The sequence below is a fragment of the Streptomyces sp. NPDC001858 genome (genome assembly GCF_053594615.1).
This window is the reverse complement of record NZ_JBSFEV010000023.1, coordinates 21,326-47,902: the sequence shown is the minus strand read 5'-3', so window position 1 is coordinate 47,902 and position 26,577 is coordinate 21,326. Positions and strand designations below refer to the sequence as shown.

21 protein-coding genes are annotated in these 26,577 nt (G+C 72.0%); 12 read left to right on the top strand and 9 right to left on the bottom strand.

Features of this window, described 5'->3' with window-relative positions; all coding sequences use genetic code 11:
- Positions 1–604: 604 nt before the first annotated feature.
- Positions 605–2,029, top strand: coding sequence for a hypothetical protein (locus ACWCPF_RS28115; RefSeq protein ID WP_451047896.1), 1,425 nt, complete (start codon positions 605–607; stop codon positions 2,027–2,029).
- Between the two features lie 15 nt (positions 2,030–2,044).
- Here ACWCPF_RS28115 and ACWCPF_RS28110 read toward each other — a convergent pair whose 3' ends face one another.
- Positions 2,045–2,452, bottom strand: a complete 408-nt coding sequence (locus ACWCPF_RS28110; protein ID WP_451047895.1) for a pyrophosphohydrolase domain-containing protein — start codon at positions 2,450–2,452, stop codon at positions 2,045–2,047.
- 124 nt (positions 2,453–2,576) lie between these two features.
- On the opposite strand from ACWCPF_RS28110, the gene ACWCPF_RS28105 reads away from it, so the two are divergent.
- On the top strand, positions 2,577–3,575 hold the full coding sequence (locus ACWCPF_RS28105; RefSeq protein WP_451047894.1) for a TAXI family TRAP transporter solute-binding subunit: 999 nt from the start codon (positions 2,577–2,579) through the stop codon (positions 3,573–3,575).
- Positions 3,576–3,651: 76 nt separating this feature from the next.
- On the opposite strand, the gene ACWCPF_RS28100 is transcribed toward ACWCPF_RS28105, so the two are convergent.
- The gene (locus ACWCPF_RS28100) at positions 3,652–5,061 is read right to left on the bottom strand and encodes a sensor histidine kinase (RefSeq protein WP_451047893.1); all 1,410 of its coding nucleotides are present in this window, start codon (positions 5,059–5,061) and stop codon (positions 3,652–3,654) included.
- A gap of 12 nt (positions 5,062–5,073) precedes the next feature.
- Positions 5,074–5,760, bottom strand: a complete 687-nt coding sequence (locus tag ACWCPF_RS28095; RefSeq protein ID WP_451047973.1) for a response regulator transcription factor — start codon at positions 5,758–5,760, stop codon at positions 5,074–5,076.
- A gap of 317 nt (positions 5,761–6,077) precedes the next feature.
- Here ACWCPF_RS28095 and ACWCPF_RS28090 point away from each other — a divergent pair, with 317 nt between their 5' ends.
- The 8 genes from ACWCPF_RS28090 to ACWCPF_RS28055 all read left to right on the top strand — a co-directional run bounded on the left by ACWCPF_RS28090 (position 6,078) and on the right by ACWCPF_RS28055 (position 12,558).
- The gene (locus tag ACWCPF_RS28090; protein WP_451047892.1) at positions 6,078–6,854 is read left to right on the top strand and encodes an amino acid ABC transporter ATP-binding protein; all 777 of its coding nucleotides are present in this window, start codon (positions 6,078–6,080) and stop codon (positions 6,852–6,854) included.
- A 64-nt stretch (positions 6,855–6,918) separates the two neighbouring features.
- Complete coding sequence (locus tag ACWCPF_RS28085) at positions 6,919–7,782, top strand: glutamate ABC transporter substrate-binding protein (protein WP_451047891.1); 864 nt, start codon at positions 6,919–6,921, stop codon at positions 7,780–7,782.
- Between the two features lie 111 nt (positions 7,783–7,893).
- On the top strand, positions 7,894–8,559 hold the full coding sequence (locus ACWCPF_RS28080) for an amino acid ABC transporter permease (RefSeq protein ID WP_451047890.1): 666 nt from the start codon (positions 7,894–7,896) through the stop codon (positions 8,557–8,559).
- Positions 8,556–9,464 carry an amino acid ABC transporter permease gene (locus ACWCPF_RS28075; RefSeq protein WP_451047889.1) on the top strand — a complete coding sequence of 303 codons (909 nt, stop codon included), beginning with the start codon at positions 8,556–8,558 and terminating at the stop codon, positions 9,462–9,464. Before ACWCPF_RS28080 ends, ACWCPF_RS28075 begins: the two co-directional genes overlap by 4 nt.
- 175 nt (positions 9,465–9,639) lie before the next feature.
- Positions 9,640–11,262 carry an FAD-dependent monooxygenase gene (locus ACWCPF_RS28070; protein WP_451047888.1) on the top strand — a complete coding sequence of 541 codons (1,623 nt, stop codon included), beginning with the start codon at positions 9,640–9,642 and terminating at the stop codon, positions 11,260–11,262.
- Positions 11,259–11,504, top strand: a complete 246-nt coding sequence (locus ACWCPF_RS28065) for a putative leader peptide (RefSeq protein ID WP_451047887.1) — start codon at positions 11,259–11,261, stop codon at positions 11,502–11,504. The genes ACWCPF_RS28070 and ACWCPF_RS28065 overlap by 4 nt, the downstream gene beginning before the upstream one ends.
- A 92-nt stretch (positions 11,505–11,596) precedes the next feature.
- Entirely contained in the window at positions 11,597–12,133 is a 537-nt protein-coding gene (locus ACWCPF_RS28060) for a cysteine dioxygenase (protein WP_451047886.1), read from the top strand.
- Entirely contained in the window at positions 12,130–12,558 is a 429-nt protein-coding gene (locus tag ACWCPF_RS28055) for a rhodanese-like domain-containing protein (protein WP_451047885.1), read from the top strand. Before ACWCPF_RS28060 ends, ACWCPF_RS28055 begins: the two co-directional genes overlap by 4 nt.
- A 50-nt stretch (positions 12,559–12,608) precedes the next feature.
- Here ACWCPF_RS28055 and ACWCPF_RS28050 read toward each other — a convergent pair whose 3' ends face one another.
- From ACWCPF_RS28050 to ACWCPF_RS28025, 6 genes are all read right to left on the bottom strand, one after another.
- A complete protein-coding gene (locus tag ACWCPF_RS28050; protein WP_451047884.1) occupies positions 12,609–15,176 on the bottom strand; it encodes an FtsX-like permease family protein in 2,568 nt (855 codons plus the stop codon).
- Entirely contained in the window at positions 15,173–15,898 is a 726-nt protein-coding gene (locus ACWCPF_RS28045) for an ArsR/SmtB family transcription factor (RefSeq protein WP_451047883.1), read from the bottom strand. The genes ACWCPF_RS28050 and ACWCPF_RS28045 overlap by 4 nt, the downstream gene beginning before the upstream one ends.
- Positions 15,899–16,259: 361 nt before the next feature.
- Positions 16,260–17,060 (bottom strand): recombination regulator RecX, encoded by an 801-nt coding sequence (gene recX / locus ACWCPF_RS28040; protein ID WP_451047882.1) that lies wholly within the window; start codon positions 17,058–17,060, stop codon positions 16,260–16,262.
- 3 nt (positions 17,061–17,063) lie between these two features.
- Positions 17,064–18,194 carry a recombinase RecA gene (recA, locus tag ACWCPF_RS28035; RefSeq protein WP_451047881.1) on the bottom strand — a complete coding sequence of 377 codons (1,131 nt, stop codon included), beginning with the start codon at positions 18,192–18,194 and terminating at the stop codon, positions 17,064–17,066.
- A gap of 579 nt (positions 18,195–18,773) precedes the next feature.
- On the bottom strand, positions 18,774–20,051 hold the full coding sequence (locus tag ACWCPF_RS28030; protein ID WP_451047880.1) for an AI-2E family transporter: 1,278 nt from the start codon (positions 20,049–20,051) through the stop codon (positions 18,774–18,776).
- 61 nt (positions 20,052–20,112) lie between these two features.
- Positions 20,113–20,307: a DUF3046 domain-containing protein gene (locus ACWCPF_RS28025; protein WP_351909453.1), complete on the bottom strand. Its 195-nt coding sequence runs from the start codon at positions 20,305–20,307 to the stop codon at positions 20,113–20,115.
- Positions 20,308–20,385: 78 nt separating this feature from the next.
- Here ACWCPF_RS28025 and ACWCPF_RS28020 point away from each other — a divergent pair, with 78 nt between their 5' ends.
- Positions 20,386–21,330 carry a hypothetical protein gene (locus ACWCPF_RS28020; protein ID WP_451047879.1) on the top strand — a complete coding sequence of 315 codons (945 nt, stop codon included), beginning with the start codon at positions 20,386–20,388 and terminating at the stop codon, positions 21,328–21,330.
- 254 nt (positions 21,331–21,584) lie between these two features.
- Positions 21,585–26,519 (top strand): ATP-dependent helicase, encoded by a 4,935-nt coding sequence (locus ACWCPF_RS28015; protein WP_451047878.1) that lies wholly within the window; start codon positions 21,585–21,587, stop codon positions 26,517–26,519.
- Positions 26,520–26,577: the final 58 nt, after the last annotated feature.

Sequence of the window (26,577 nt, the reverse complement as noted above, 5' to 3'; positions counted from 1 at the left end):
CAGCGGAGGGTCGGCTGAGGCGCGGGCACTAAAGGCGGTGGATCGGCTGAGGCGCGATCGCCGACGGCGGAGGGGCCGGCTGAAGCGTTGCCGCTGGCGGCAGAGGGTCAGCTGAGGCGCGGGCGCGCGCGACGCAGAGTCGGCTCGGGCGCTGCCGCTGACGGCGGTGGATCGGGTGAGGTGAGCCCGCCGAGAGCGGTGGACCGGCTGAGCCGCGGTACGCCGACGGCGGAAGGGCCGGCTGAGGCGCCGACGCCGATCCCGGCGGGCGGCACACCAGGCGCTGACGGCATCCGGCGACTGGGGTGTCGTGGGGCGCGCGCAGTGTGCTCGTGCGCCCCGCCCCGCCCCGCCCGCCCCAACCGCAGCGCAACACAACGCAACGCAGCACCGCGCAGCCCAACACAGCCCCGCGCAGCGCAGCGCATGGCGTACCTCACATCGTCGACCTGGGGAATCTTGAAGGGCCCAGGGGAGCCGCATGGCATGCTCATGCTTAGTTACCTGCCGGTAGGAAACTGTCTGTCCGGCCGGTCCCTCCTGCTTTTCCATCCCCACCTCAGGACTGACCTTGCGCAGACGCACGAGGCACACGCGTGCCCTCATGCCCGCCTTAGCCGCATCCGCTCTCCTTCTCGCCGCGGGCTGCTCCTCCCCCTCCTCCCAGGCCGAACCCCCCTCCTCGTCGGCCGGCCGCCAGGCGGACGCGGAGACCTCCGCCTCCTCCGCCGACCGCTCGCTCGCGGTGGCGGCCGCACCCGCCGGCGGTGCCGCGACCGCCGCGGCCCGTCCCGGTGACGCAGACGGAGAAGCCCACCGAACGAAGCTCAGCGTCGACTCGTACGACAGCAAGACCGGTCGAGCCGTCATCTCATCCGACGCTTCCTCCCACGACTCCTCCACCACCGGCACTCCCTCCAACGACGCCACAGGCGGCGCGAGTTCCCCCGCGACGCCCTCTCCGACCGCGTCGGAGGCTCCGCACCGCACGGCCGTGGGCGATGTCATCGCCAGCGCGCCCGCCCCCGGTGCGCCGAACGGGCTCCTCGCCGAGGTCACGAAGGTGATCGGCGAGACCGCCGAGGGCACGGCGGTGCAGACCGAGCCCGCCCAGCTCAACGCCCTGCTCGGGGACGACACCGCCAAGGGCAGCGTGCCGGTCGACCCGGCCTCCTTCGACATCGACAAGCTGCTGCCCGACGTCGACGTCTCCTGGTCGCGGACGGGTGACGTCCACGTCGGTCCCGAGGGAGCGACGGTTCCGCTCGGCAGCCTGCGGCTCGACGTGCGCGCCGACCTGCCGACCGTCGGGAACGAGTCGGCCTCCGCCACCGCCTCGGTCTCCGGTTTTGTGCAGGTCGCCCCGCAGGTCGACTTCCGCTACGGCGGTGAGGGCGCCGACGTCGCGCCCGCCTCGGCCTACCTGGGCGTCTCCGGCGACTGGACCTCCGGCTGGTCCCTGGAGGGCCGCGCCGGCGCCTCGGCCAACCCGGTGCGGATCCCGTTCGCCACCCTGCACGCCGATCCGGTTCTCCAGGTCGGCCCCGTCCCCGTCGTGGTCAACCTCGACCTGACCTGCTACGTCGAGATCAGCGGCGACGGCAGGATCACCGTCGACGTGGAGCAGAGCCTCGAAGGCGACTTCAAGGCGGGCGGCACCTTCGGCCTGGGCCAGGGCTGGACGCCCGTCAGCGCCTCGGACATGAAGAGCACTCCGGTGCGCACGTCCGTCACCACCGCCGGCAGCGTCAAGGCGGCCCTGGGGGCCCAGGCCTCGGTCGGCCTGTACGGCAGCGTCGGGGTCGTCGCCGACCTGGCGCCCTATGTCCGCGGCGAGGGCACCGGCACGGTCACCGGCACCGACGACGTGTTCGAGGCCGACGGCTCATGGGCCGTCTACGGCGGTGTCGACCTCAGCGGCGTCCTGCGGCTGCAACTGAGCGTCTTCGGCACGCCCGTGTTCCAACGGGACATCCCGCTGGGCGCGCTGCACCGCGAGTGGAAGCTGGCGGGCGCAGGGACGCCCTGACGCGGCGCCCCGGCCTCAGGCTGCGCCGCCCGGTATCCATCCCTGGCGGCGCAGCACCGCGGACACGTCCGGCGCCTCGTAGTGCTCCCCCTTGAGGACCTTGCCGTCGGCGCGGCGGGCGATCTGGCCGTCGGGACCCAGCTTGGACATGTTGGCCCGGTGGATCTCGGCGAGCACCGCGTCGAGATCGATCCCGTGCACCAGAGCCGTGCCGTAGGCGACGTAGACGACATCGGCCAGCTCGTGCGCGAGCCGGTCCAGCGGGCCGCTCACCGACACCTCGGCGACCTCCGCGGCCTCCTCGGCGAGCAGCTCCCCGCGGTGCGCGGCGAGCCGGGAAGACACCTCCGTAGGCGTGTTGCGGGCGTCGAGCCCGAAGGCGCGGTGGAATTCACGGACCAGGTCGGCGGGCGAGGAACTCATGCACAGACTGTAACGACGACCACTGACACTACGGTCCTCGAACCGTTCCGCAGGCCGATCCGCGACCGGGGCCGCTGCGCTCTGCCCTGGTCAGCACCGCGTTCCGGCTGGCAGGATCGCGGCCATGTCCAAGGTGTTCTCCCGGATCGACAGGCGTCGTGCGCTGCAGGGCACGGCCGTCGGCGCCGTCGTCCTCGGGCTGCTGCTGTGGTGGCTGCTGCCGCTGGGCGAGGAGCCGCCGAGCGGTTCGATCACGTTCAGCACGGGCACGACGAGCGGCGTCTACTACGAGTACGGCAGCCGGCTGCGCGCGGAGCTCGCCGAGGACATGCCCGACCTGGATGTGAACCTGACGGCCAGCAACGGCTCGCAGGAGAACGTCGCGCGCGTGGCGACCGGCGACGCCGACTTCGCCATCGCCGCCGCCGACGCCGTGGAGGCCTACGAGGTGCAGCACCCGGGTTCGGCCGCCCGGCTGCGCGGGGTGGCCCGTCTGTACGACGACTACGTGCAGCTGGTGGTGCCCCGCGACTCGGACGTGCGGTCCGTCGCGGATCTGCGGGGCAGGACCGTGGCGACCGGGCTGCCGCGCTCGGGGGTGCGGCTGATCGCCGAGCGGGTGCTCAAGGCGGCCGGACTGGACCCGGTGAAGGACATCAAGGCCGAGTCGGAGGGCATCGACACCGGCCCCGAGCAGCTGAAGCAGGGCAAGATCGACGCGTTCTTCTGGTCCGGCGGGGTGCCGACGGCGGGGCTGGAGAAGCTGGCCGACAGCTTCACCTTCCGGTTCGTGCCGATCGGTCCCGACCTCGTCGCCAAGATGCACGACCTGGACGGTTCCACCGGCTACTACCGGGCCACGAACATGCCCGAGTCCGCCTACCCGACCATCCAGAACGGCTCGACCGTCGCGACGATAGCGGTGTCCAACCTGCTGATGACCCGCACGGACATGGCGCCCCGGCTCACCGAGTGGCTGACCCGGACCGTGATCAAGAGCCGCGACGGCATCGGCGCGCATGTGCACTCCGCGCAGCTGGTCGACCTGCGCACGGCCATCTACACCGACCCCCTCAAGCTGCACGAGGGCGCCCGGCGCTACTACCGCTCGGTCAAGCCGTAGCCCTCCCCGTCCCCGCCGCCGGTCCCGCTCCCCCGCTCCCCGCTCCCCGCTCCCCGCTCCCCGCTCCCCGCTCCCGCTACGACGCGGGCGACCTCGGCACCGACACCGTCGCCGTCAGCCCGCTGGGCTCATGGTGGTCGTACGTCAGGGAGCCGCCGGCCGCCGCGAGCAGCGCCCGGGAGATGGACAGGCCCAGGCCCGAGCCCTTGATGTTCTGGTGCCGGCCGCTGCGCCAGAAGCGGTCGCCCACGCGCGTGAGCTCCTCGTCGGTCAGCCCCGGACCGTTGTCGGTCACGACGATCGTCGTGGTCTCGCCGTCGGCCGCGACGGCGACCTCGACGCTCTCCCCCTGCGGAGTGAACTTCACCGCGTTGTCGATCACGGCGTCCAGCGCGCTGGACAGCGTCACCGGGTCGGCCCAGGCCGTGGTGGGCGGGCAGTCGCCCACCAGTCGGACGCCCTTGGCCTCGGCGGTGGGCGCCCAGGCGGCGACGCGCTCGGCGGCCAGCGCGCCGATGTCGGTGACCCGCAGATGCGCCTCGGCGTGCTCGGCCAGGGCCAGGTCGAGCAGGTCGTCCAGGACCTGGGCCAGGCGTTTGCCCTCGTTCTGGACGGAGGCGATCTCCTCGTTGCCCTCCGGCAGCTCGTAGCCCAGCAGTTCGATGCGCAGCAGCAGTGCGGCGAGCGGGTTGCGCAGTTGGTGCGAGGCGTCGGCGACGAAGGCGCGCTGCTGTTCCAGCACGTCCTCGACGTTGTCCGCCATCTCGTTGAACGACCGGGCCAGCCGTCGGAGTTCCGGCGGTCCGCCGGCCACCGCGACCCGGGACTTCAGCCGGCCGCTGGCGATCGAGTGGGTGGTGGTGTCCAGGACGCGCACGGGCTTGAGGACCCAGCCGGTGAGCCGCAGGGCGGCGCCGATGGCGAGCAGCATCGCGGCGACCTCGCCGGCGCCGATGATCAGCCAGCCGTGCAGGATCCTCGAACGCATCGGCCCGGTGGGCGAGTCGGTGACGACGACCGCGACGACGTCGCCGTCCCGGATGACCGGCGACGCCACGACGAGCCGGTTGCGCTGCCACGGCCACACCTGCTGGGGATCGTGGCTGCGACGGCTGAGCAGCGCCTCCTCGAACGCGTCCCGCACCTCACCCGATTCGGGGAGGTACCAGTCACGCGGAGCATGAGCCATGGGGGTGTCGGTGCCGTAGAAGACCCCGGCACGAATGCCGTAGACGTCGTAGTAGCTGTCGAGCTCGCGCCTGAGGGTCTCGCGTCGCTCGTTCGTGGACGCCGACGCGTCCTCGCCGGTGCTCGAAGAGAGGCTGACGAACTGGGCGAGCGCCGCGAAGCGCGCGGTGTCGTCGATGCGGTCGACGACCACGTTCTGCTGCTGGGCGCCCGCGACACTGACGGCCAGCGGCACCCCGAGGGCCAGCAGCACGGCGGCCAGCAGGACGATGAGCAACGGCAGCAGACGCTTGTGCAACGAGGATCCCCGCTACGCGGCCGGGGCGACGAGCCGGTAGCCGACGCCGCGCACGGTCTCGATCAGCGCGGGCATGCGCAGCTTGGCGCGCAGGGAGGCCACATGCACCTCCAGGGTGCGCCCGGTCCCCTCCCAGCTGGTGCGCCACACCTCGCTGATGATCTGCTCCCGGCGGAAGACGACCCCGGGGCGCTGGGCGAGCAGCGCCAGGAGGTCGAACTCCTTGCGGGTGAGCTGGACGACCGTGCCGTCCACTGTGACGCGCCGGGTGGGCAGCTCGATGTGCACGGCGCCCAGGCGCAGCGCGCTCTCCCCGCCGACGGCCTGGTCCTCGTGGACGGTGCGGCGGCTGACGGCGTGGATGCGGGCGAGCAGTTCCCCGGTGTCGTACGGCTTCACCACGTAGTCGTCGGCCCCCATGTTGAGGCCGTGGATGCGGGAGCGGACGTCGGAGCGGGCGGTCACCATGATCACGGGCGTGGCGGTGCGCTTGCGGATCTTGCCGCAGACCTCGTATCCGTCCTGGTCGGGCAGGCCCAGGTCGAGCAGCACGACCCCGAAGCCGGGGCCCTCCGGGACGAGCGCCTGGAGCGCTTCCTCGCCGCTACGCGCGTGCGTGACGTCGAAACCGTGCCGCTTGAGGACCGCGGACAGGGCAGCGGCGACATGGTTGTCGTCCTCGACGAGCAGCAGTCTCATCCCGGCCTCCTTCGGTTCATCGGGCATACGGTCTGACTCACTGAAACGGGCGTACGGTTCTCAGAGACGGAAAAAAACCCGGGCACGCGTGTGTGTGCATCATGGCAGTCACGCTGATGGACGAAGACGCAGTCAAGAGAGTTCCGGTTGCGCTCGCCTTCCGTTACTCGCCCGATACGCGCGCAGGTCACAAGTGCTACGACACGTGTCCGATTGCTATCGGATCGTGATGCTCAGATTCCCCTCAGATGTAATGACGCTGGTCGCGGCTGGTCACTACTGTCCTCCGAAACCGAGGAGGACGGAGCCCCCGAGCGATGACCGAAGTATCGGTGACCAAGCAAGACGCGGTCGCGAGCGGTGAACTGGTCGTCCTGAAGAGCGTCAACAAGCACTTCGGCGCGTTGCACGTTCTCCAGGACATCGACCTCACGATCAACCGCGGCGAGGTCGTCGTGGTCATCGGACCCTCCGGGTCCGGGAAGTCGACCCTGTGCCGCACCATCAACCGCCTGGAGACCATTGACGAGGGCGCGATCGCCATCGACGGAAAGCCGCTGCCCCAGGAGGGCAAGGCACTCGCCCGGCTGCGCGCCGACGTCGGCATGGTGTTCCAGTCGTTCAACCTGTTCGCGCACAAGACCGTTCTCGAGAACGTGATGCTCGGCCAGATCAAGGTCCGCAAGACGGACAAGAAGGCGGCCGAGGAGAAGGCCCGCGCCCTCCTCGACCGGGTCGGCGTGGGCACCCAGGCCGACAAGTACCCTGCGCAGCTCTCGGGCGGCCAGCAGCAGCGCGTCGCCATCGCGCGGGCGCTGGCGATGGACCCGAAGGTCATGCTCTTCGACGAGCCGACCTCGGCCCTGGACCCTGAGATGATCAACGAGGTCCTCGAGGTCATGCAGCAGCTGGCCCGGGACGGCATGACCATGATCGTCGTCACCCATGAGATGGGCTTCGCACGATCGGCTGCAAATCGCGTGGTCTTCATGGCCGACGGACGCATCGTCGAAGAGGCTGCGCCCGATCAGTTCTTCAGCAATCCGCGCAGCGACCGTGCCAAGGACTTCCTGTCGAAGATCCTGCACCACTGACCCGCGTCACTGACGGAATCCGCACCGCCCGCAGTACGTCATCACTCTTCTAAGGAAGTTCCTCATGAAGCTTCGCAAGGTCACCGCCGCCTCGGCCGCAGCCCTCGTCCTCGCCCTGACCGCCACCGCGTGCGGCAGCGATGACAAGGACGACACGAGCAGCAGCGCCTCCACCGGGAGCGGGAGCGGCGACAAGATCAAGATCGGCATCAAGTACGACCAGCCCGGCCTCGGTCTGAAGAAGCCCGACGGGTCGTTCGCCGGCTTCGACGTGGACGTCGCCACGTACGTCGCCAAAGAGCTCGGCTACGAGCCGAACCAGATCGAGTTCGTCGAGACCAAGAGCGCCGACCGCGAGAACGCACTCTCGCGCGGCGACGTGAAGCTCATCGCGGCCACCTACTCGATCACCGACGAGCGCAAGCAGAAGGTCGACTTCGCCGGCCCGTACCTGCTGGCCCACCAGGACCTGCTGATCAAGTCGGACTCGGACATCTCCAAGGGCACGGACCTCAACGGCAAGAACCTGTGTTCGGTGACCGGTTCGACGTCGGCGCAGAACGTCCAGAAGTCGATCGCGCCCAAGGCGAACCTGAAGGAGGTCGGCACCTACTCGGAGTGCCTGGCCGGTCTGCAGAGCGGCTCCGTGGACGCGCTGACCACGGACGACTCGATCCTCGCCGGCTTCGCGGCCCAGGACCAGTACAAGGGCAAGTTCAAGCTCGCGGGCCTGAAGCTCAGCAACGAGAACTACGGCATCGGCGTCAAGAAGGGCGACACGGCCACCACGGACAAGGTCAACGCGGCCCTGGAGAAGATGGTCAGCGACGGCTCCTGGCAGAAGGCGGTCGACGCGAACTTCGGCCCGGCGAACTACAAGAACGAGGACGCCCCGAAGATCGGCGTCATCGTCCCGAAGGCCTCGTAGTCACAGCCCAGCTCAGCGGGGTTTCCCGCGGCGCGCCGCCGTCCGTCGCGATCACGGCGGCGGCGCGCCGCGCCCTCCTCATACGCCACCCAGCCGGAAGCGCGGGAGATCGTGTTCGACTTTCTTGAAGGTTACGACGTCCTAGGGGCGTTCTGGATGACGGTGAAACTCACCGTCCTGTCCGCCGTGGGCTCCCTGATCTGGGGCACTTTGCTGGCCGCGATGCGGGTGAGCCCGGTCCCGCTGATGCGCGGGTTCGCGACCGTGTACGTCAACATCGTCCGGAACATCCCCCTGACGGTCATCATCCTGTTCAGTTCGTTCGGCCTGGCCGACGTCTTCGGTATGACCATGGGCGCCGACGACTTCAAGGTGCAGGGCTTCCGGCTGGCCGTGCTCGGCCTGGTCGGCTACACCGCGGCCTTCGTCTGCGAGGCGATCCGCTCGGGCATCAACACGGTCCCCATGGGCCAGGCGGAGGCGGCCCGGGCCATCGGGCTGAGCTTCAGCCAGACCCTCACGCTCGTCATCCTCCCGCAGGCCTTCCGCTCGGTCATCGGCCCGCTCGCCAACGTCCTGATCGCGCTGACCAAGAACACCACCGTGGCGGCCGCCATCAGCGTCGCCGAGGCCGCCTACCTGATGAAGACAATGATCGAGAACGAAGCGCAGACGCTGCTCATCGGCGCGGTCTTCGCGTTCGGGTTCGTGGTACTGACCCTGCCGACCGGACTCGTCTTCGGCTGGCTGGGCAAGCGACTGGCGGTGAAGCGATGAGTTCGGTCCTTTACGACACACCCGGCCCCCGTGCCAAACTGCGCAACACCGTCCTCTCGGTGATCTTCTTCGTGCTCCTCGCCCTGCTCGTGGTGTGGGCATGGCAGAAAATGGACGAGAAGAACCAGCTCACCTCCGCTCTGTGGAAGCCCTTCATCGAGTCCGAGGCCTGGACGACGTATCTGCTGCCGGGCCTCGCCAACACGCTGAAGGCAGCGGCGCTCGCCATGGTGATCGCCCTTCCGCTGGGCGCCGTCCTCGGCATCTCCCGGTTGTCCGACCACCGCTGGGTGCGCGGCGTGGCCGGCACGGTGGTGGAGTTCTTCCGGGCCATCCCGGTGCTGCTGCTGATGCTGTTCGCCAACGAGTTCTACGCCCGCTCCACGAACATCACCCCGGAGGACCGGCCGCTCTACGCGGTGGTCACCGGTCTGGTGCTCTACAACGCCGCGGTCCTCGCCGAGGTCGTCCGGGCGGGCATCCTGGCCCTGCCCAGGGGGCAGACGGAGGCCGCGTACGCCATCGGTCTGCGCAAGGGCCAGACGATGAGCAGCATCCTGCTTCCGCAGGCGGTCACCGCGATGCTCCCGGCGATCGTCAGCCAGCTCGTGGTCATCGTGAAGGACACCGCACTCGGCGGTGTGATGATCGGCTTCAACGAGCTGCTCAACTCGCGCGGCACGCTCGCGGCCAACTATGCCAACGTGATCCCGAGCTTCATCGTGGTCGCGGTCATCTTCATCGTCCTGAACTTCATCCTGACCAGCTTCGCGAGCTGGCTGGAGCGCCGTCTGCGGCGCAGCAAGCGCAGCACGGGCGCGGTGCTCGGCGCGGAGGACATGGAAGAGCTCAACCCGGCGGCGGTGGGCGGCACGTTCGGCACCGGCGCGGGCGGCAAGATCTGACGTACCCTCAAGTCAGGTGACCTGTACGGAGGCAGTGGCGTGCGCGCCGCTGCCTCCGTCACTTGACGCAAGCAGCGGCAATGGGTTGCATACGTTCTGTGATCGTGCACCCTGCTCCTACCTCTTGTTCACTTACGTCCCTCAGGACACCGTCGCGGGCAGGGGGCGGCACGCCGTGGACCCGGTGATCATCGTCGGAGCGGGGCCGGTCGGGCTCACGCTCGCCCTGGCGCTCGCCCGCCAGCAGGTGCCGTCCGTGGTCCTCGACGAGGGACCGGGCAAGGACGAGCCGCGGCTCGCGCGCACCGTCGTCCTGCGCGAGGACACCGCCGCCCTCCTGGCCCGCCTGACCGGGGCGCCCCTCGACGCGGCCGGGGCGCACTGGGCCGGATGGCGGTCGATGCGGCGCAAGCAGGTGACCCGTGAGATCGCTTTCGACGACGCCGGCGACCCCGCTCCGCTGCACATCGCCCAGCATGTGCTGACGGACGCCCTGCGCGCCGCCCTCGCTGGCGAGCGCCTGGTGAAGATCGCCGTGGACAGCCGGCTGGACGGCGTCGAGCAGGAACCTTCCGGTGTCACCGCGCACACCCGCGGCCCCAAGGGCACCTGGTGGCGCGGCAGCTACCTGGTCGGCTGCGACGGCCCGCGCTCCACGGTCCGCAAACTGCTCGACATCCGCTTCCCCGGCCGCACGGCGGTGGAACGACACGCCGTGGCCGCGCTGCGCACGGAACTTCCGTGGGCCGACGAGGCGTTGCTCCATCGGACGCCGCCGTGGCGGACGTCCGGTCCCTCCGCCGGGGAAGTCACCGGACGTCCGCTGCCGGACGGCGTCTGGCGACTGGACTGGCTGCTGCCGCCCGGCAAGGACCTCGTCACGCCCGAACTCCTCGTGGCCCGCATCCGCGAGACCCTGGCGGGCTGGAGCAACGGCTCCACGCCCCCGTACGAACTGCTGGACACCGGCGTGCACACCGTGCACCACCGGCTGGCCCGCCGCTGGCGCGTGGGGCGGGTCTTCCTCGCCGGGGACGCCGCGCATCTGCTCGGCGCGCTCGGCACCCAAGGCCTCGACGAAGGCCTGCGCGACGCCGACAACCTCGCCTGGAAGCTGGGCCTGGCCTGGCACCACGGGCCGCACGAGGCCCTGCTCGACAGCTACCAGGCGGAGCGGCGCGCGGCCGTCGCCGCCCGGCTGCGCGCCGCCGACCAGGCGCTCCCGCTGCTGCGCGGCGGCGCCGGCATAAGGGCCTACGTCCCCGGCGCGGTCCGCGGCCACGACGTGCTGCTCGCCGAGGGCCACCTGGGGCGCGGCCCGCTGGGCGCGCCCGGCACGTACGGCGACTCCCCGCTGGCGCCCCGGCACCTGGAGGCGGAGGTGCCGGTGGACACGGCTCCCGGCGCGCCGGTCGAGGACGTCCGGGTGACCGCCGAGGACGGCACCTTCGTACAGCTGCGCGACCGTCTGGGGCGCGGCGCGCTGCTCGTGCTGCTGATCGCGCCGGGCACGGGCGTGTGGGAGCGCAGGCACTGGGTGAGCGCCGGCATCATGCCCCGGCTCGCCGCCGCGGTGACGGCCCTGCCCAGCCCGGCCGAGCTGCTGGTGGCGGAGAGCTACCCCGGGGCGGCCGCCCACACCGTCCTGCTGATCCGGCCGGACGGCCATCTGGTCACCGCGCTCAACGGGGTGCGCGCGGCCGATCTGTACGCGGCGGCGGAAGCCGCGGTCGGCGGTCCGGCGGGGGCGCCGCAGACGGCCGCGGCGGCGGCCACGGCGGGCTCGGCGGCCAAGTGACGGCACGGGCGACGACCCGACGCCCTCGTACGCCCGCAGCCCGCCTCGTCGCCCGTCGCGCACCAGCGGCCCTGCGGCCGCATCGGCTGTCACTGTGCGGTCCACATGGTGACAGCGAGTTGACCGGGTCGCACCGCCATGGTGTACTCCGGATCGTGACCGACACCTGTGTGCGCCTGTGGCGGAGGGTCCATATGGACCTCGTCCGCTATGCGGGCTGCGTGTGTCGCCCGTCCTGCTGAATTCGCACCCCCTTTCTCCGGCGCGCGCCGCCGATGCGCACCAGCGCTCGTGCTCAGCCGCGCTCCCCGCGAACGTTCTCAGGACGGTTTCCGTGTCTGTCTCTCCCTCCCTTCCCACCGCCGGCACCGCCACCGCCGCGCCCACGCAGGCGGAGCTCCTCGACTTCGTCCGGCGCAGCGCGGCCGACGCCGAGTTGATCTCCTCGCTCCCCCTCGACCCCGAGGGCCGCACCTGGGTGCGTCTGGAGGGCCCCGGCGGCAGCGAGGCCTGGCTGATCGGCTGGCCGCCCGGCACGGGCACCGGCTGGCACGACCACGCCGACTCGGTGGGCGCCTTCCTGACCGCGCGGGGCGAGCTGAAGGAGTACTCGCTCGCCGCGCGGCTGCCCAGCGACGGCTGGAAGACCCTGGAACTGACGGAGGGCGTGGACCGGTCGCGCACGCTGCCGGCCGGCCGGGGCCGCTCCTTCGGACATCACCACGTCCACGAGGTCCTCAACGAGTCCACCGAGGAGCACGCGATCTCCGTCCACGCCTACTACCCGCCGCTGCCGCGCATCCGCCGCTACAGCCGCAGCGGGCAGGTGCTGCGACTGGAGCAGGTCGAGCGTCCGGAGGACTGGCAGTGAGCGGCGCGAACACACCTGGGCCGCAGCGCCCGGGCGGCGAACAGCCACCCGGCATAGACGAGTTGCTGGAACAGGTCCGCGCGGGGTACGCGCGCGTGGCGGCCCGGGAGGCGTACGAGGCTGCCCGCGCGGGCGAGGCGCTGCTCGTCGACATCCGGTACGCGGCCCTGCGCGAGCGGGACGGGCTGATCCCCGGCGCCCTGGTCGTCGAGCGCAACGAGCTGGAGTGGCGGCTCGACCCCCAGGGCAGTCATCGTCTCCCCGAGGCCACGAGCCACGAGGTGCGGACGGTCGTGATCTGCAACGAGGGGTACGCGTCGAGCCTGGCCGTGGCGTCGCTGCACCAACTGGGGCTGCACCGGACCACCGACCTCGTCGGCGGTTTCCAGGCGTGGAAGGCGGCCGGCCTCCCGGTGACGCGGTAGCCGCCCCGCTCCTCACGTTCCCCCGCCGGTCGGACCGGCGGGGGAAGGCGTCAGTCCCTGGCCGTCGCGACCGTCACCGCGCGCACCCTGAGCGCCACGCGTCCCGGCACCGCCGTGGCGACCAGGGCGAGAAGTCCCGCCCCGGCGACCACCGTGGCGTACACGAGCGGTACGACCGCCGGCGCCGCCCGCCCGGTCATGCCGACGCTGAACGCGGTCAGGACGGCCAGGGCGACCGCGCTGCCGAGGGCTGCGGCCAGCAGGAGAACCGACAGGGCCTCGGTCCGCAGCATCCGCAGCACCTGACGGCGGGTCGCCCCTGCGAGGCGCAGCAGCGCGAACTCCCGGACGCGCTCGGAGACCGACATGGCGAGCGTGTTGACCACAGCGATGGCGGTGAACGCCAGGACCAGTCCCATGGCCAGGAGATTGACCTCGGCGTTCGCCTGCTGCCGCTCGGCCTGCACCGAGTCGGCGGCGGCCGGAGAAATCACCGCGAGTCCCGGGAACTCACGCAGCGTAGTCGAGAGTTGTGTCTGTGTACGGGCCGTGCTGACGAGGAGAGAGGAGGAGAGAGGGTTGTCGACGTGTCGTGCGACCAGGTCGTGCGCGAAGGTGAGGTCTCCGAACCCGAGACCCCTGGCGTAGACGGCGGTGACGGTGAGCGTGGCGGGCGTCCCGTCGCCGAGCGTGAGCTTCAGGGTGCTTCCTGGCGCCAAGTGCAGCTGGTCCGCGGCCAGTTCGCTGACGGCGACGGTGCGCTCGGTGAGCCCGTCGAGGGAGCCTGCGGTGACGTCCGGATCCCAGGTTCGGGTCAGACCGGCCGGAGTGACGCCCTGAGCCGCGTACTTGTCGAGTCCGACCCGGACGGTGGTGCGGACCATCTCGGTGACGACGTCGTGCTGCGCCCGGAGTCGGCGGGCCGCGGCGCCCGGGACGCCGGGCCCCTGGGAGGCGACGACCCAGTCGGCGCGCACGCCGTCGCGGGCCTGGGCGCGGGCCGCGTCGCCGAGGGTGGGCTGCACGAACAGCACGGTGCACGTCATACCGATGAGCAGAGTGAGAGGGGTGACGACGGAGGCCATGCGGACGGCGTTGCCGCGCAGGTTGGCGGTGGCGAGCCGGCCGGCGGGACCGGTCAGGCGCAGTGGGCGGGACAGGAGCAGAGCGGCCGCCTTGACCAGGAGCGGCCCGAGCAGTGCGACGGAGGTGGAGAGCACGACGACAGCGAGGAACGTCACGGGCGTCGACGCGGGCTCGGTCCGCAGGACGCTCAGCACGGCGACGAGGACCACACCGCCGGCGAGGAGCAGCAGACCTGCCAGGATGCGGCCCCAGGCAGGGCGGGTGCGCTCGGTACGGGCCTCGGCGAGCGCCTCGGCCGGGCGGATCCGGGCCACCCGGCGGGAGGCGATCCGTGCGGAGGCCCAGGCGCCGAACAGGGTCACGGCGACGGCGGCGAGCGGCGGGAACACACTCACGGTGTGCTGAAGTGTGGCGGGCACGGCGCCCAGGGCGACGAACCTGCCGTGCAGCCAGCCGCCCAGGGGCAGTCCGAGGAGGGCTCCGGCCGCGCCCGCGGCCGACCCGACGATCAGGGCCTCGCGCCCGAGGAGCCTGCGGATCTGCCCGGAGGTGGCGGCGATGGCGCGCAACAGGGCGAGTTCGCGCTGTCGCTGCTGGACGGAGAGCGCGAACGTCCCGACGACGACGAGTATCGCCACGAGCAGCGAGGTGCCGCCCATCGCTCCGCCGATGCTGACCAGCCTGGTGCGGGCTGCGGCGGCGTCCAGGAACTCGACCGGACCACGGGCATCACCGGTACTGACCTGCGCCCCGGTGCCGTGCAGCGCCGCGGCCACCGCGTCCCGGAGCTGCCCAGCCTTGACGCCCGCCTCGGGCACCAGCCCGAACGCGGTGACCTGCCCGGGACGCGCGGCAAGACGGCGCGCCTCGGCGGTGGAGAAGAAGAGGGCGCTTTGGTGACGTACGGCGGAGGGGGAGGGGGAGGCGGGGGCGGGGGCGGGGGCGGGGGAAGCGATACCGGAGACGCGGTAGGTGCGCGGCGCCTGGGTCGACTGGACGGTGAGCCGGTCGCCGGGTGCGAGGTGGGCGCGGGCGGCGAGGTCGCTGTCGACGACCACGTCGGTGGCGGCTGCGGGAGCGGTGCCCGCGGTGAGGCGGTACGGCGTCAGCCCCGCGGAGTCCCAGGCGTGCCCATAGGCGGGCCTGCCGTCGGCGACCGGGGTGCCGTCCGGGGTCAACGGCTCTGCGAGGAAGGTGAGTTCGGGGATCACGCGAGCGACACCGGGTGTGGTGGCCAGCCTGCGCTCGAGGTCTGCGGGAAGCCAGGCGCGTTCGGCGATGGGTTTGGCCTTGTGCTTGACCTTGGTCTTGCCCTTCTTGTGCTTGACGGTCGTCTGGTGGACGTTCTGGTCGGCGGAGACCACCACCGGGGCGGCGGCATAGCGCTCGGTACGGATGGCGCCCCGCAGCCCTGTCTCCAGGAGGGTGCCGCACGCGGTGATCAGGGCGGCCGCGCACATCAGCGCAACGAAGGCGCCTGCGAAGCCGGCCTTCCGGGCTCGGACGGTCTTCAGGGCGTAGCGCAGCATCATGAGGGGTCGGCCTCTCGTGTGTCGCGGGTGTCGCGGGCGGGGGTGGTGGCGGGGGCAGGGGCGGGGAAGGCCAGGAAGCGGGTGAGCAGGGTGCGCGCGTCCGGCGGGGTCTCGGATTCGGGGCGCTTGTAGCGGTTGAGGAGGGCGATGTACTCCTCGAAGAACCTGCGAAGTTCGGGCAGCGTGAGCCGGATGCTGCCGCGCGAGTAGGGGAACGCGTCCGCCCATGGGTCGGCGTCGTCCGCGTCCCGCTGGAGCCGTTCGAAGAGGTCCAGGTCGGCCGCGTAGGCATGGTGGTTCAGCTCGTCCATGACGTGCCGCATCTCGGGACTCTGCCGACTGCGCGGCGGGAACCGCAGGTCGCCGGGGACCGCCCGCCACCAGCGCTCGCGATGCGCGGACGGCTCCGCCCGCCGCAGCTCGGCCGTCTTCTCACCCGGGCGCGCGGACTGGTCCCCCTTGTCCCCGTCCGCCGCGTCCGTCTCCTCGACGAAGCCGTACCTGGCCAGCTCGCGCAGGTGGTAGCTGGTGGATCCGGTGTTCAGGCCGAGGGCCCGGGCGAGGGTCGCCGAGGTGGCCGGGCCGTGCAGGGTGAGGTGTTCGAGCATGCGCTGACGGCGTGGCTGGGCGAGCGCCTTGAGCGCGGCGAGGTCGCCGAGTTCGACGGAGGCCGCGGAGGCGTGCGCCTCGGGGGGCTCCTTTGCGCCGGGTTCCTGGGACATGCGTACACAGTCGTCTGTGCACAGGTCCTTGTGCACTGAGGTGGTCCGGCGTCCTCAGTGGGGGGTTATCCCCACCCCCCGGGACGGGAAGCCGACGGCGATCCGGGTGTGCTCTGTTCTGGACGCGATCGGCACCCCCGCGCGTCCACCGTGTCCGGAACCGAACCGAACCGAACCAAGCCGGACCAAGCCGAACCGAACCGAGCCGTTCGGCGAAGGCGCGAGCCTCGCGCCGCCTTCGGCCTCCTCCAGTCGGCCTGGGCCCCTCGGGTCCCCCGGCCGCTTCCTCGCCCCGCCCCGCCCTGGCCCCTCCCCCTCCCCCGCCCCCCCGCACTCGCCCGCGTCCTCGCCCCCGCCGAGCTCAGAACCCGTCGTCCTCCAGGGACTCCGTGTCCTCGCCCTCCGCCTCCAGCGCCTGCCGGACCACCCGCAGGGCCACGCCCTCGGGGTAGCCCTTGCGTGCGAGCATGCCGGCGAGGCGGCGCAGCCGTTTGTCGCGGTCGAGGCCTCGCGTCGAGCGCAGCTTGCGGGCGACGAGTTCGCGCGCCGTCTCCTCTTCCTGCTCGGAGTCGAGCTGGGCGACGGCCTCCTCGATCAGTGCCGAGTCGACCCCCTTGGTCCGCAGTTCCTGGGCCAGCGCCCGCCGGGCCAGCCCTCTGCCGTGGTGCCGGGACTCCACCCAGGCGTCCGCGAAGGCGCTGTCGTTGATCAGCCCGACCTCCTCGAACCGCGAGAGCACCTCCTCCGCCACGTCGTCCGGGATCTCTCGTTTGCGCAGGGCGTCGGCGAGTTGCTTCCGCGTGCGCGGGGTCCCGGTGAGCAGGCGCAGGCAGATCGCCCGTGCCCGCTCAGCCGGGTCCCCTGAAGGCTGCCCCTGCTCGGCCCTCGACGAGGAAGAGGCGCCTCCGTCCTCGGCGGACGGTTCTCCGAAGCCGCGCCGACGGCGCCCACGCCCGCCCTGTGGGCCACCCTCGCCGCCGCGCCGTGCCCGGCCGCCACCGGGCCTGTCGTCGCCGTCCGCCCCCGCACTCCGACGCCGACCGCCCTCCGACCGATCGTCCCGATCGTCGCCGCCCTGGGCGAAGCCGACGTCGGCCCCGCTCCCCGCCTCCTGGGCAGGGGTGGGGTGGGCGTACTCGGCCCAGTCCGTTCGTCGCGTCACGGATCAGCTCTTGGCAGCCGGGGCCTTGGTCTTGGCGGCCTTGGCGGCGGGAGCGGGAACCGCCTTGGCGGCGTCGTCCGCCGGCGCGCCCGCGGCCACCGCCGCGTCTGCGCCCGGTGCGGCGGCGGGCTCCTCCGGACGGACGCCGACGCCCAGCTTCTCCTTGATCTTCTTTTCGATCTCGTTGGCGAGGTCGGGGTTGTCCTTCAGAAAGTTACGGGCGTTCTCCTTGCCCTGCCCGAGCTGGTCGCCCTCGTACGTGTACCAGGCGCCGGCCTTGCGGACGAAGCCGTTCTCCACGCCCATGTCGATCAGGCCGCCCTCGCGGCTGATGCCCTGCCCGTAGAGGATGTCGAACTCGGCCTGCTTGAACGGCGGGGCGACCTTGTTCTTGACGACCTTGACGCGGGTACGGTTGCCGACCGCGTCGGTGCCGTCCTTCAGCGTCTCGATGCGGCGGATGTCGAGCCGCACCGACGCGTAGAACTTCAGGGCCCGGCCACCGGTCGTGGTCTCCGGGGAGCCGAACATCACACCGATCTTCTCGCGGAGCTGGTTGATGAAGATCGCGGTGGTCTTGGACTGGTTGAGCGCGCTGGTGATCTTCCGCAGCGCCTGGCTCATCAGACGCGCCTGCAGACCGACGTGGCTGTCGCCCATCTCGCCCTCGATCTCCGCGCGCGGGACGAGCGCGGCGACGGAGTCGATGACGATCAGGTCGAGGGCGCCGGAGCGGACCAGCATGTCCACGATCTCCAGGGCCTGCTCGCCGTTGTCCGGCTGGGACAGGATCAGGTTGTCGATGTCGACGCCGAGCTTCTTGGCGTACTCGGGGTCGAGGGCGTGCTCCGCGTCCACGAACGCGACCTGGCCGCCGGCCTTCTGCGCGTTCGCCACCGCGTGCAGCGTCAGCGTCGTCTTACCGGAGGACTCCGGGCCGTACACCTCCACCACGCGGCCGCGCGGCAGACCGCCGACGCCGAGGGCGACGTCGAGTGCGGTCGACCCGGTGGGGATGACTTCGATGGGCTCGTTCGGTCGTTCGCCGAGGCGCATCACCGCGCCCTTGCCGAACTGCCGTTCAATCTGTGCGAGTGCGGCATCCAGTGCCTTCTCGCGGTCGGTTCCTGCCATGGGTTCCACCCGGTTTGCTTGAGTCGATCGCTTCACGTCAAAGACGCTAACGCCTGCCACTGACAATGCGCCTCGACGCCGGTCCGGCCTGTGGATAACTCAGGTGCTTATCCACCCAAAACGGGATGGAATCCCCACCGAGAGCCTCACCGGAGCCTCCATCAGAATGGATGTTCGATTTTCGTGTCAAGCGCACCACGCGGCACTTCCGAGGCTACGTTCACGGACCGACAACACCCCCGATCCGCCCCCGATCCGCCCGCGGAACAGCCCCGGCGCACTCCCTGCCCCGCGGGCTCCCGGCCACGTCACGGGGCGGGCGGCGGGTGTCATCAGGCGTACTGCGGGTGTCTTCGACAGGACGACGACGGCGCGCGACGCACCAGGCACCAGGCACCAGGCACCAGGCACCAGGCACCAGGCACCGGCGTACCGTGCGGTGGCGGGTCATGGCCGTGGCGATGGGCTGCGACGCAGCCGCAGTGACCGTGGCCAGGGAGCGAGCGGGGGCGTGGGCAGGGTGTGGACGAGGTGTGGGCGGTCTCACGTACTGACTGCCGCCGACTCCCGCGCCGGTCCTCAGTCGGACTCGGACCCGGACCCGGACCCCTCCCGAGGGCCGTCCGCCGGGGGCCGCAAGCGCGTCCACAGTCGCCGCGCGCGGGCGGCCGGTCCCGGCCCCTCGCCACGGCGCCGGTGCCCATGGACGCGGGGATCGTCCGTGACGTCGTAGCGCTTCACGTAGGCGCCCAGGAACGCCTGGAGCGTGGCGACCGCCGGGATGGAGATCAGCGCGCCGACCGCGCCCAGGAGGGCGGTGCCGGCGATGACGGAGCCGAAGGCGACGGCGGGGTGGATGTCGACGGTCTTCGAGGTCAGCTTGGGCTGCAGCATGTAGTTCTCGAACTGCTGGTAGACCACGACGAAGATCAGCACCCACAGCGCGTACAGGGGCGAGACCGTGAAGGCGATCAACATGGGCAGGGCGCCCGCGAGATAGGTGCCGATGGTGGGGATGAACTGCGAGACCACGCCCACCCAGACGGCGAGCACGGGCGCGTACGGGATGCCGAGGACCTGCAGCAATATGTAGTGCGCGACGCCGGAGATCAACGCCATCAGCCCGCGGGAGTACAGGTAGCCGCCGGTCTTGTCGACGGCGATCTCCCACGCGCGCAGCACCTCGGCCTGCCTGGCGGGCGGCAGGACGGAGCACAGTCCGCGGCGCAGGCGCGGTCCGTCGGCGGCGAAGTAGAACGAGAACAGGGCGATCGTCAGCAGCTGGAAGAGACCGCCGAGGACCTGCGTGGAGACGTCCAGGACGCCGGCGGCACTGTTCTGGGCGTACTTCTTCAGCCAATCCGAGTGAAGCAGGCCCTCCTGGACGTCCACCCGCCTGAGGTCGGTGTGGAACGTGCTGTTGACCCAGTTGATCACGGAGTCGAGGTACTCCGGGAAGCCCTCGATCATCTTGATGATCTGTCCCGCGAGCATCGAGCCGAGCAGCGTGAAGAAGCCGGCTGCCACGATCAGGCCGCCGAAGAAGACCAGGAAGGTGGCCAGCCCCCTGCGCATCCCGCGGGCGGCCATCCGGCTGACCGCGGGCTCTATCGCGAGGGCCAGGAAGAACGCGATGAGGATGTTGAGCAGCAGGCCGATGAGCTGGTGGAACGCCCAGATGCCCAGTTGGAACACACCGAGGAGAGCGAGTGCGAGCACCATGGCGCGCGGAAGCCAGCGCGGCATGCCCGCGCTCTGCACAGCGCCGCCGTCGGCCGGGGGCGGCCCGGTGGGCGGCGTCGCGCCGTGCGGGGATGCGTTCCGGGCGTCCTGCCCGGTCTCGTCAGTGGGTGCCACGGAGCAAGTCTCGCCTACGCCACCGACAATCGGGGAGCCGCCTGCGATCTTCGCTTCCGGATCAGCGCATTTCCTGGGGAACGTTCATCACCAGGCACACCACGCGCCACACGTCCTTGGCCTCCCAGCCGTCCGCCAGCGCCCCGTGCACCGTGCGCCCGCCAAGCTCCGTCATCACGTGATCGCGCGCGAAGGTTTCCGCGTACCCCGTGCCGAAGTGCTCGTCCATCCGCTGCCAGAAGACCGTCAACCGCATGACACCAGTATCCCGCGCCCGGGGGTGCGCCCCGCCGTGAGCGTCTGCCGAGACCGCTTTCCGTCCTACGGTCGACGCATGGCCGAAACCGGAGCACCCCCACTCCCCCCGACGCCCTCGGCGCACTCCCCTCTCCTGCGCGCCGAGCAGTTCGTCTGGCTCACCGCGCGCGTGCTGGAACAGCGCCTCTTCGCACACGACTTCCTGCACGGCGGCGCCGATCCCGTCGAGACCGCCCTCGACGCCTACCGCAACGAGGACGGCGGGTACGGCCACGCGCTGGAGCCCGATCTGCGCGGTCCCGTCAGCCAGCCCCTGCACACCGCGCACGCACTGCGCGTCCTGGACTCCATCGGACGCCTGGGCGGGCGCCGCGTGGAGCGGGTGTGCCGCTACCTCACAGCCGTCTCCACCGGCGACGGAGCGTTGCCGGCGATCCATCCCAGCCAGCGCGGATACCCGGCCGCCCCGTTCATCCCGATCGTGGACGACCCACCCAGCGAACTCCTGTCCACCGGTCCGGTGGTGGGTCTGCTGCACCGCAACGAGGTGTGGCACGCCTGGCTGTTCAGGGCCACGGACTTCTGCTGGCAGGCGGTGGACTCCCTGGAGCGGTCCCATCCGTACGAGATCGAGGCCGCCGTGGCCTTCCTGGACTCCGCCCCGGACCGCCCGCGCGCGGAGGCTGCCGCCGACCGCCTGGGCCGTCTGGTGCGCGGCCAGCGGCTCGCCGCGCTGGACCCGGACCACCTGGACGCGTACCCGGTCGCCCCCGGCTACGCGCCCGGCGAGCACCACTTCCCGTACGACTTCGCCCGGACACCGCACTCCCTCGCGCGCGCGTGGTTCACCGACGACGAGATGACCCGCTCCCTGGACCACCTCGCCGACGAGCAGCAGAAGGACGGCGGCTGGCCCATCCGCTGGCGCCGCTGGGCGCCCGGCACCGCCATCGAGGCCCGCCCCATGGTGACGATCGAGGCGCTTCGGACTCTGCGGGCCTACGGCCGCACCATCGGCTGACCCGGGGCCGAGCCGCGCACCCGAGGCCCAGGCCCACGGCCACGGCGCCCGCCTCGCGGTCCGCGGCTCGGCGACCCGCCACGAACGAAAGCGCCCCGCAGCCCTGCGGCCGCCCCGCCCCAGCACCGCCACACCGGCACCGCACCCGCACCGGCACCGGCACCGGCACCGCAGCCACCCCCGCACCCGCACCCGCACCCGCAGCAAAGTCGCAGCTCAGAGCCATTGTCAGTGGGCGGGTGCAGGATGGACGCATGGTCAGCTCCGCACACCGAGCCCTCGACGGCTTCTCCCCCGCGACCCGCGGCTGGTTCACGGGGGCGTTCTCCGCGCCCACCGCGGCCCAGTCCGGCGCGTGGCAGGCCATCGGCGAGGGTTCGGACGTGCTGGTGGTGGCCCCCACCGGCTCCGGCAAGACCCTGGCCGCCTTCCTCGCCGCCCTGGACCAGCTCGCCTCGACTCCTGCGCCCGCCGACCCGAAGAAGCGCTGCCGAGTCCTCTACATCTCCCCCCTCAAGGCCCTCGCGGTCGACGTGGAACGCAACCTGCGCAGCCCGCTGACGGGCATCCGCCAGGAGTCCGTGCGCCTGGGCCTGCCCGAGCCGGAGGTCAAGGTGGGCATCCGCTCCGGGGACACCCCGCCCGCCGAGCGCCGCGCGCTGTCCACTCGCCCGCCGGACATCCTGATCACGACCCCCGAGTCCCTGTTCCTGATGCTGACGTCGGCCACGCGCGACGCACTGACCGGCATCGAGACGGTGATTCTGGACGAGGTGCACGCCGTCGCGGGCACCAAGCGCGGCGCACACCTCGCGCTGTCCCTGGAGCGGCTCGACGAACTGCTGCCGAGGCCGGCCCGCCGTATCGGCCTCTCGGCGACGGTCCGGCCGGTCGACGAGGTGGCGCGCTATCTCTCCCCGCACCGCAAGGTGGAGATCGTCCAGCCGAAGGCCGGCAAGGAGTTCGACCTCTCGGTCGTCGTCCCGGTGGAGGATCTGGGCGAGCTGGGCGGTTCCCCGGTCGCCGACGGCTCCGAAGGGGCGGAGCGCCCGTCGATCTGGCCGCACGTGGAGGAGCGGATCGCCGACCTGGTGCAGGCCCATCGCTCCACGATCGTCTTCGCCAATTCCCGCCGGCTCGCCGAGCGCCTGTGCAACCGGCTGAACGAGATCGCCTACGAGCGGGCCACCGGCGAGCCTCTGGACGAGCATCACTCCCCCGCCCAGCTCATGGGCGGCTCGGGCGCGGCCCAGGGCGCCCCGGCCGTCATCGCGCGCGCCCATCACGGCTCGGTCTCCAAGGAGCAGCGCGCGCTCGTGGAGGAGGATCTGAAGGCGGGCCGGCTGCCCGCCGTAGTGGCGACGTCGAGCCTCGAGCTCGGCATCGACATGGGCGCGGTGGACCTCGTCGTCCAGGTGGAGTCCCCGCCGTCCGTGGCTTCCGGTCTCCAGCGCGTCGGCCGCGCGGGGCACCAGGTGGGCGCGGTGTCCACCGGCGTGGTCTTCCCGAAGTACCGCGGCGACCTGGTGCAGGCGGCCGTGGTGACGGAGCGGATGCGCACGGGCTCGATCGAGTCCCTGAGGGTCCCCGCCAACCCGCTGGACGTCCTGGCCCAGCAGCTCGTCGCCATGACGGCTCTCGACACCTGGCAGGTGGACGACCTGCTGGCCATGGTCCGCCGCGCCGCCCCCTTCGCCTCGCTCCCGGAGTCCGCGTTCACGGCCGTCCTGGACATGCTGGCGGGCCGGTACCCGTCCGACGCGTTCGCGGAGCTGCGCCCGCGCGTGGTGTGGGACCGCGTCGCGGGCACGATCACCGGCCGCCCCGGCGCCCAGCGCCTCGCCGTCACCTCCGGCGGCACGATCCCCGACCGGGGCCTCTTCGGCGTCTTCCTGGCGGGCGCCGACCCCAAGAAGGGCGGCGGCCGGGTCGGCGAGCTGGACGAGGAGATGGTCTACGAGTCGCGCGTGGGTGACGTCTTCACGCTGGGCACCAGCTCCTGGCGCATCGAGGACATCACCCGTGACCGGGTCCTGGTCTCCCCGGCCCCCGGCGTCCCGGGCCGGCTGCCCTTCTGGAAGGGCGACCAGCTGGGCCGCCCGCTCGAGCTCGGCCGCGCGGTGGGCGCGTTCCTGCGCGAGGTCGGCTCCCTGCCCAAGGACGACGCCCGGCTCCGCCTGCTCACCGCGGGCCTGGACGCGTGGGCGGCCGACAACGTGCTCTCCTACCTGGACGAACAGCGGCAGGCCTGCGGCCATGTCCCGGACGACCGCACGATCGTCGTGGAGCGCTTCCGGGACGAACTGGGCGACTGGCGGGTCGTCGTCCACTCCCCCTTCGGCGCCCAGGTCCACGCCCCCTGGGCGCTCGCCCTCGGCGCCAAGCTCTCCGAGCGGTACGGGATGGACGCCCAGGTGATGCACGCGGACGACGGCATCGTCCTGCGGCTGCCCGACGCCGACCTCATGGGCCTGGACCTCCTCGACCAGGAGCCGATGAAGGCGGGCACGGAGTACGACGCCGAACAGGCGCCGGTCGGCGCGGCGGACGTCGTCTTCGACAAGGGCGAGGTCGATCAGATCGTCACCGACCAGGTCGGCGGCTCGGCCCTGTTCGCGGCCCGCTTCCGCGAGTGCGCCGCCCGCGCCCTGCTGCTTCCGCGCCGCAACCCGGGCAAGCGCACCCCGCTGTGGCAGCAACGCCAGCGCGCCGCCCAACTGCTTCAGGTGGCGAGCGAGTTCGGCTCGTTCCCGATCGTCCTGGAGGCGGTCCGCGAGTGCCTCCAGGACGTCTTCGACGTCCCCGGTCTCGTGGAGCTGATGGGCGACCTGGAGTCCCGCAAGGTACGGCTGGTCGAGGTCACCACCCCGGAGCCGTCCCCGTTCGCCCGCTCGCTCCTCTTCGGCTACGTCGCCCAGTTCCTCTACGAGGGGGACTCCCCGCTCGCCGAGCGCCGCGCAGCCGCGCTCTCGCTGGACTCCCGGCTGCTGGCCGAGCTGCTCGGCCAGGCGGAGCTGCGCGAACTGCTCGACGCCGAGGTCCTCACCGAACTGGAACGAGAACTCCAGTGGCGCACCGAGGACCGCCGGGCGAAGGACACCGAAAGCGTCGCGGACCTGCTGCGCCTCCTCGGCCCGCTCACCGAAGCCGAGCTGACCGAGCGGGGCGCGCAGCCGCACTGGGCGCAGGAGCTGGCCGCCGCCCGCCGCGCCATCCGGGTCCGGATCGCCGGCACCGACCACTGGGCCGCGATCGAGGACGCGGGCCGCCTGCGCGACGCGCTCGGCACCGCACTGCCGGTAGGCGTGCCGGAGGCCTTCACGGAACCGGTCAGGGATCCCCTCGGCGACCTCCTCGCGCGCTACGCCCGCACCCACGGCCCCTTCACCTCCACCGTCGCCGCCGCCCGCTTCGGCCTCGGCGTGGCCGTGACGGACGGCGCCCTCCAGCGGCTCGCGGCGAGCGGGCGCGTCGTCCAGGGCGAGTTCCACCCGGCCGGCATCGGCCAGGAGTGGTGCGACGCCACGGTCCTGCGCAGGCTGCGCCGCCGCTCCCTGGCCGCCCTGCGACACGAGCTGGAGCCGGTCCCGCCGCCCGCGCTCGCCCAGTTCCTGCCCCAGTGGCAGCACATCGGCAAGGGCCACTCCCTCCGCGGCGTCGACGGACTGGTGCGCGCCGTCGAGCAGTTGCAGGGCGCGTCGGTGCCCGCCTCGGCCCTGGAGAAGCTCGTCCTGCCGTCGCGCGTACGGGACTACTCCCCCGCAATGCTCGACGAACTCACCGCGGCCGGCGAGGTGGTCTGGGCCGGGGCGGGCGCCCTCCCCGGGAAGGACGGCTGGGTCTCCCTCTATGTGGCGGACGCGGCGCCCCTGCTGCTGCCTCCGCCCCACCCCCTGGAGCCGACGGCACTGCACAGCTCCGTCCTGGACGCACTCTCCGGCGGCTACGGCCTGTTCTTCCGCCAGATCGCCGACCAGGTCCGCGCCACCACCCACCCCGACGCCACCGACCCCCAACTCGCCGACGCCGTCTGGGATCTGGCCTGGTCCGGCCGGCTCACCAACGACACGCTCGCGCCCATGCGCTCCCTGCTGGGCTCGGGTCGCACGGCCGGCTCCACGGCCCATCGCGCCAAGCGGACGGTCCCGCGCGGGCGCTACGGCTCGTTGACGGCCGCGGCCCGCCCCGCCTCCCGGAGCGGTCCCCCGACCGTGGCGGGGCGCTGGTCCCTCCTGCCGGCCCACGAGCCCGACCCGACGGTCCGCGCGCATGCGGTCGCCCGCACCCTCCTCGACCGGCACGGCGTGGTCACCCGGGGCGCGGTCGCGGCGGAGGGCATCGAGGGCGGCTTCTCGGCGACCTACCGCGTCCTGTCCGTCTTCGAGGAGAGCGGCCAGGCCCGGCGCGGGTACGTCGTCGAAGGCCTCGGCGCCGCGCAGTTCGCCATGGACGGCGCGGTGGACCGTCTGCGCGCGGTGGCAAACGCACGAGACCGTGGCGAACCCCTCCCCGTCCCGAACCCGACAGCGGGCACCCGGGACGACTTCGCGTTCCCCGAGGACGCGCCGTCCGGCGATGCGTGGTCCGGCAACGCGCCGATCGCCTGGTCCGGCAATGCGCCGGCCGACGACGCGTGGAGCGCCCTCCCCGATCTCGACACCGACTTCGACGCCCCAGGCGCCGGCGGCCCCCGAGGAGGCAGCGGCTTCCCGAACGGCTCGGGCCGCCGCCCCAGTCGCCCCCACCACCGCCACGCACATGACCGCAACCACGGAGCCGACAGGTCCCTCGCCTCTCGCGCCGTCGTCCTCGCGGCCGCCGACCCGGCGAACGCGTACGGCGCCGCCCTGGGCTGGCCCGAACCACCGAGCGGCGCAGGGCACAAGCCGGGCCGCAAAGCCGGCTCCCTGGTGGTGCTCGTCGACGGCGAGCTGACGCTCTACATGGAGCGCGGCGGTAAGACCCTGCTGGCCTGGCCCTCCGCCCCGGAAGGCCAGGAAAAGCCCGCCGACGACCCCCGCCTGCACACCGCCGCGGAGGCCCTCGCGCAGGCCGCGCGCGCGGGCTCCCTCGGCACGGTCACCGTGGAGCGCGTCAACGGCGCCTCGGCCCTCACCTCCCCCATAGGCGCCCTCCTGGAAGGAGCAGGCTTCATCGCGACCCCACGAGGCCTGCGGCTGCGCGCATGACAACCACATCCCGCACAACCGCACGCCCCACCCCGCACGCCCCACCCCGCACCCCGCA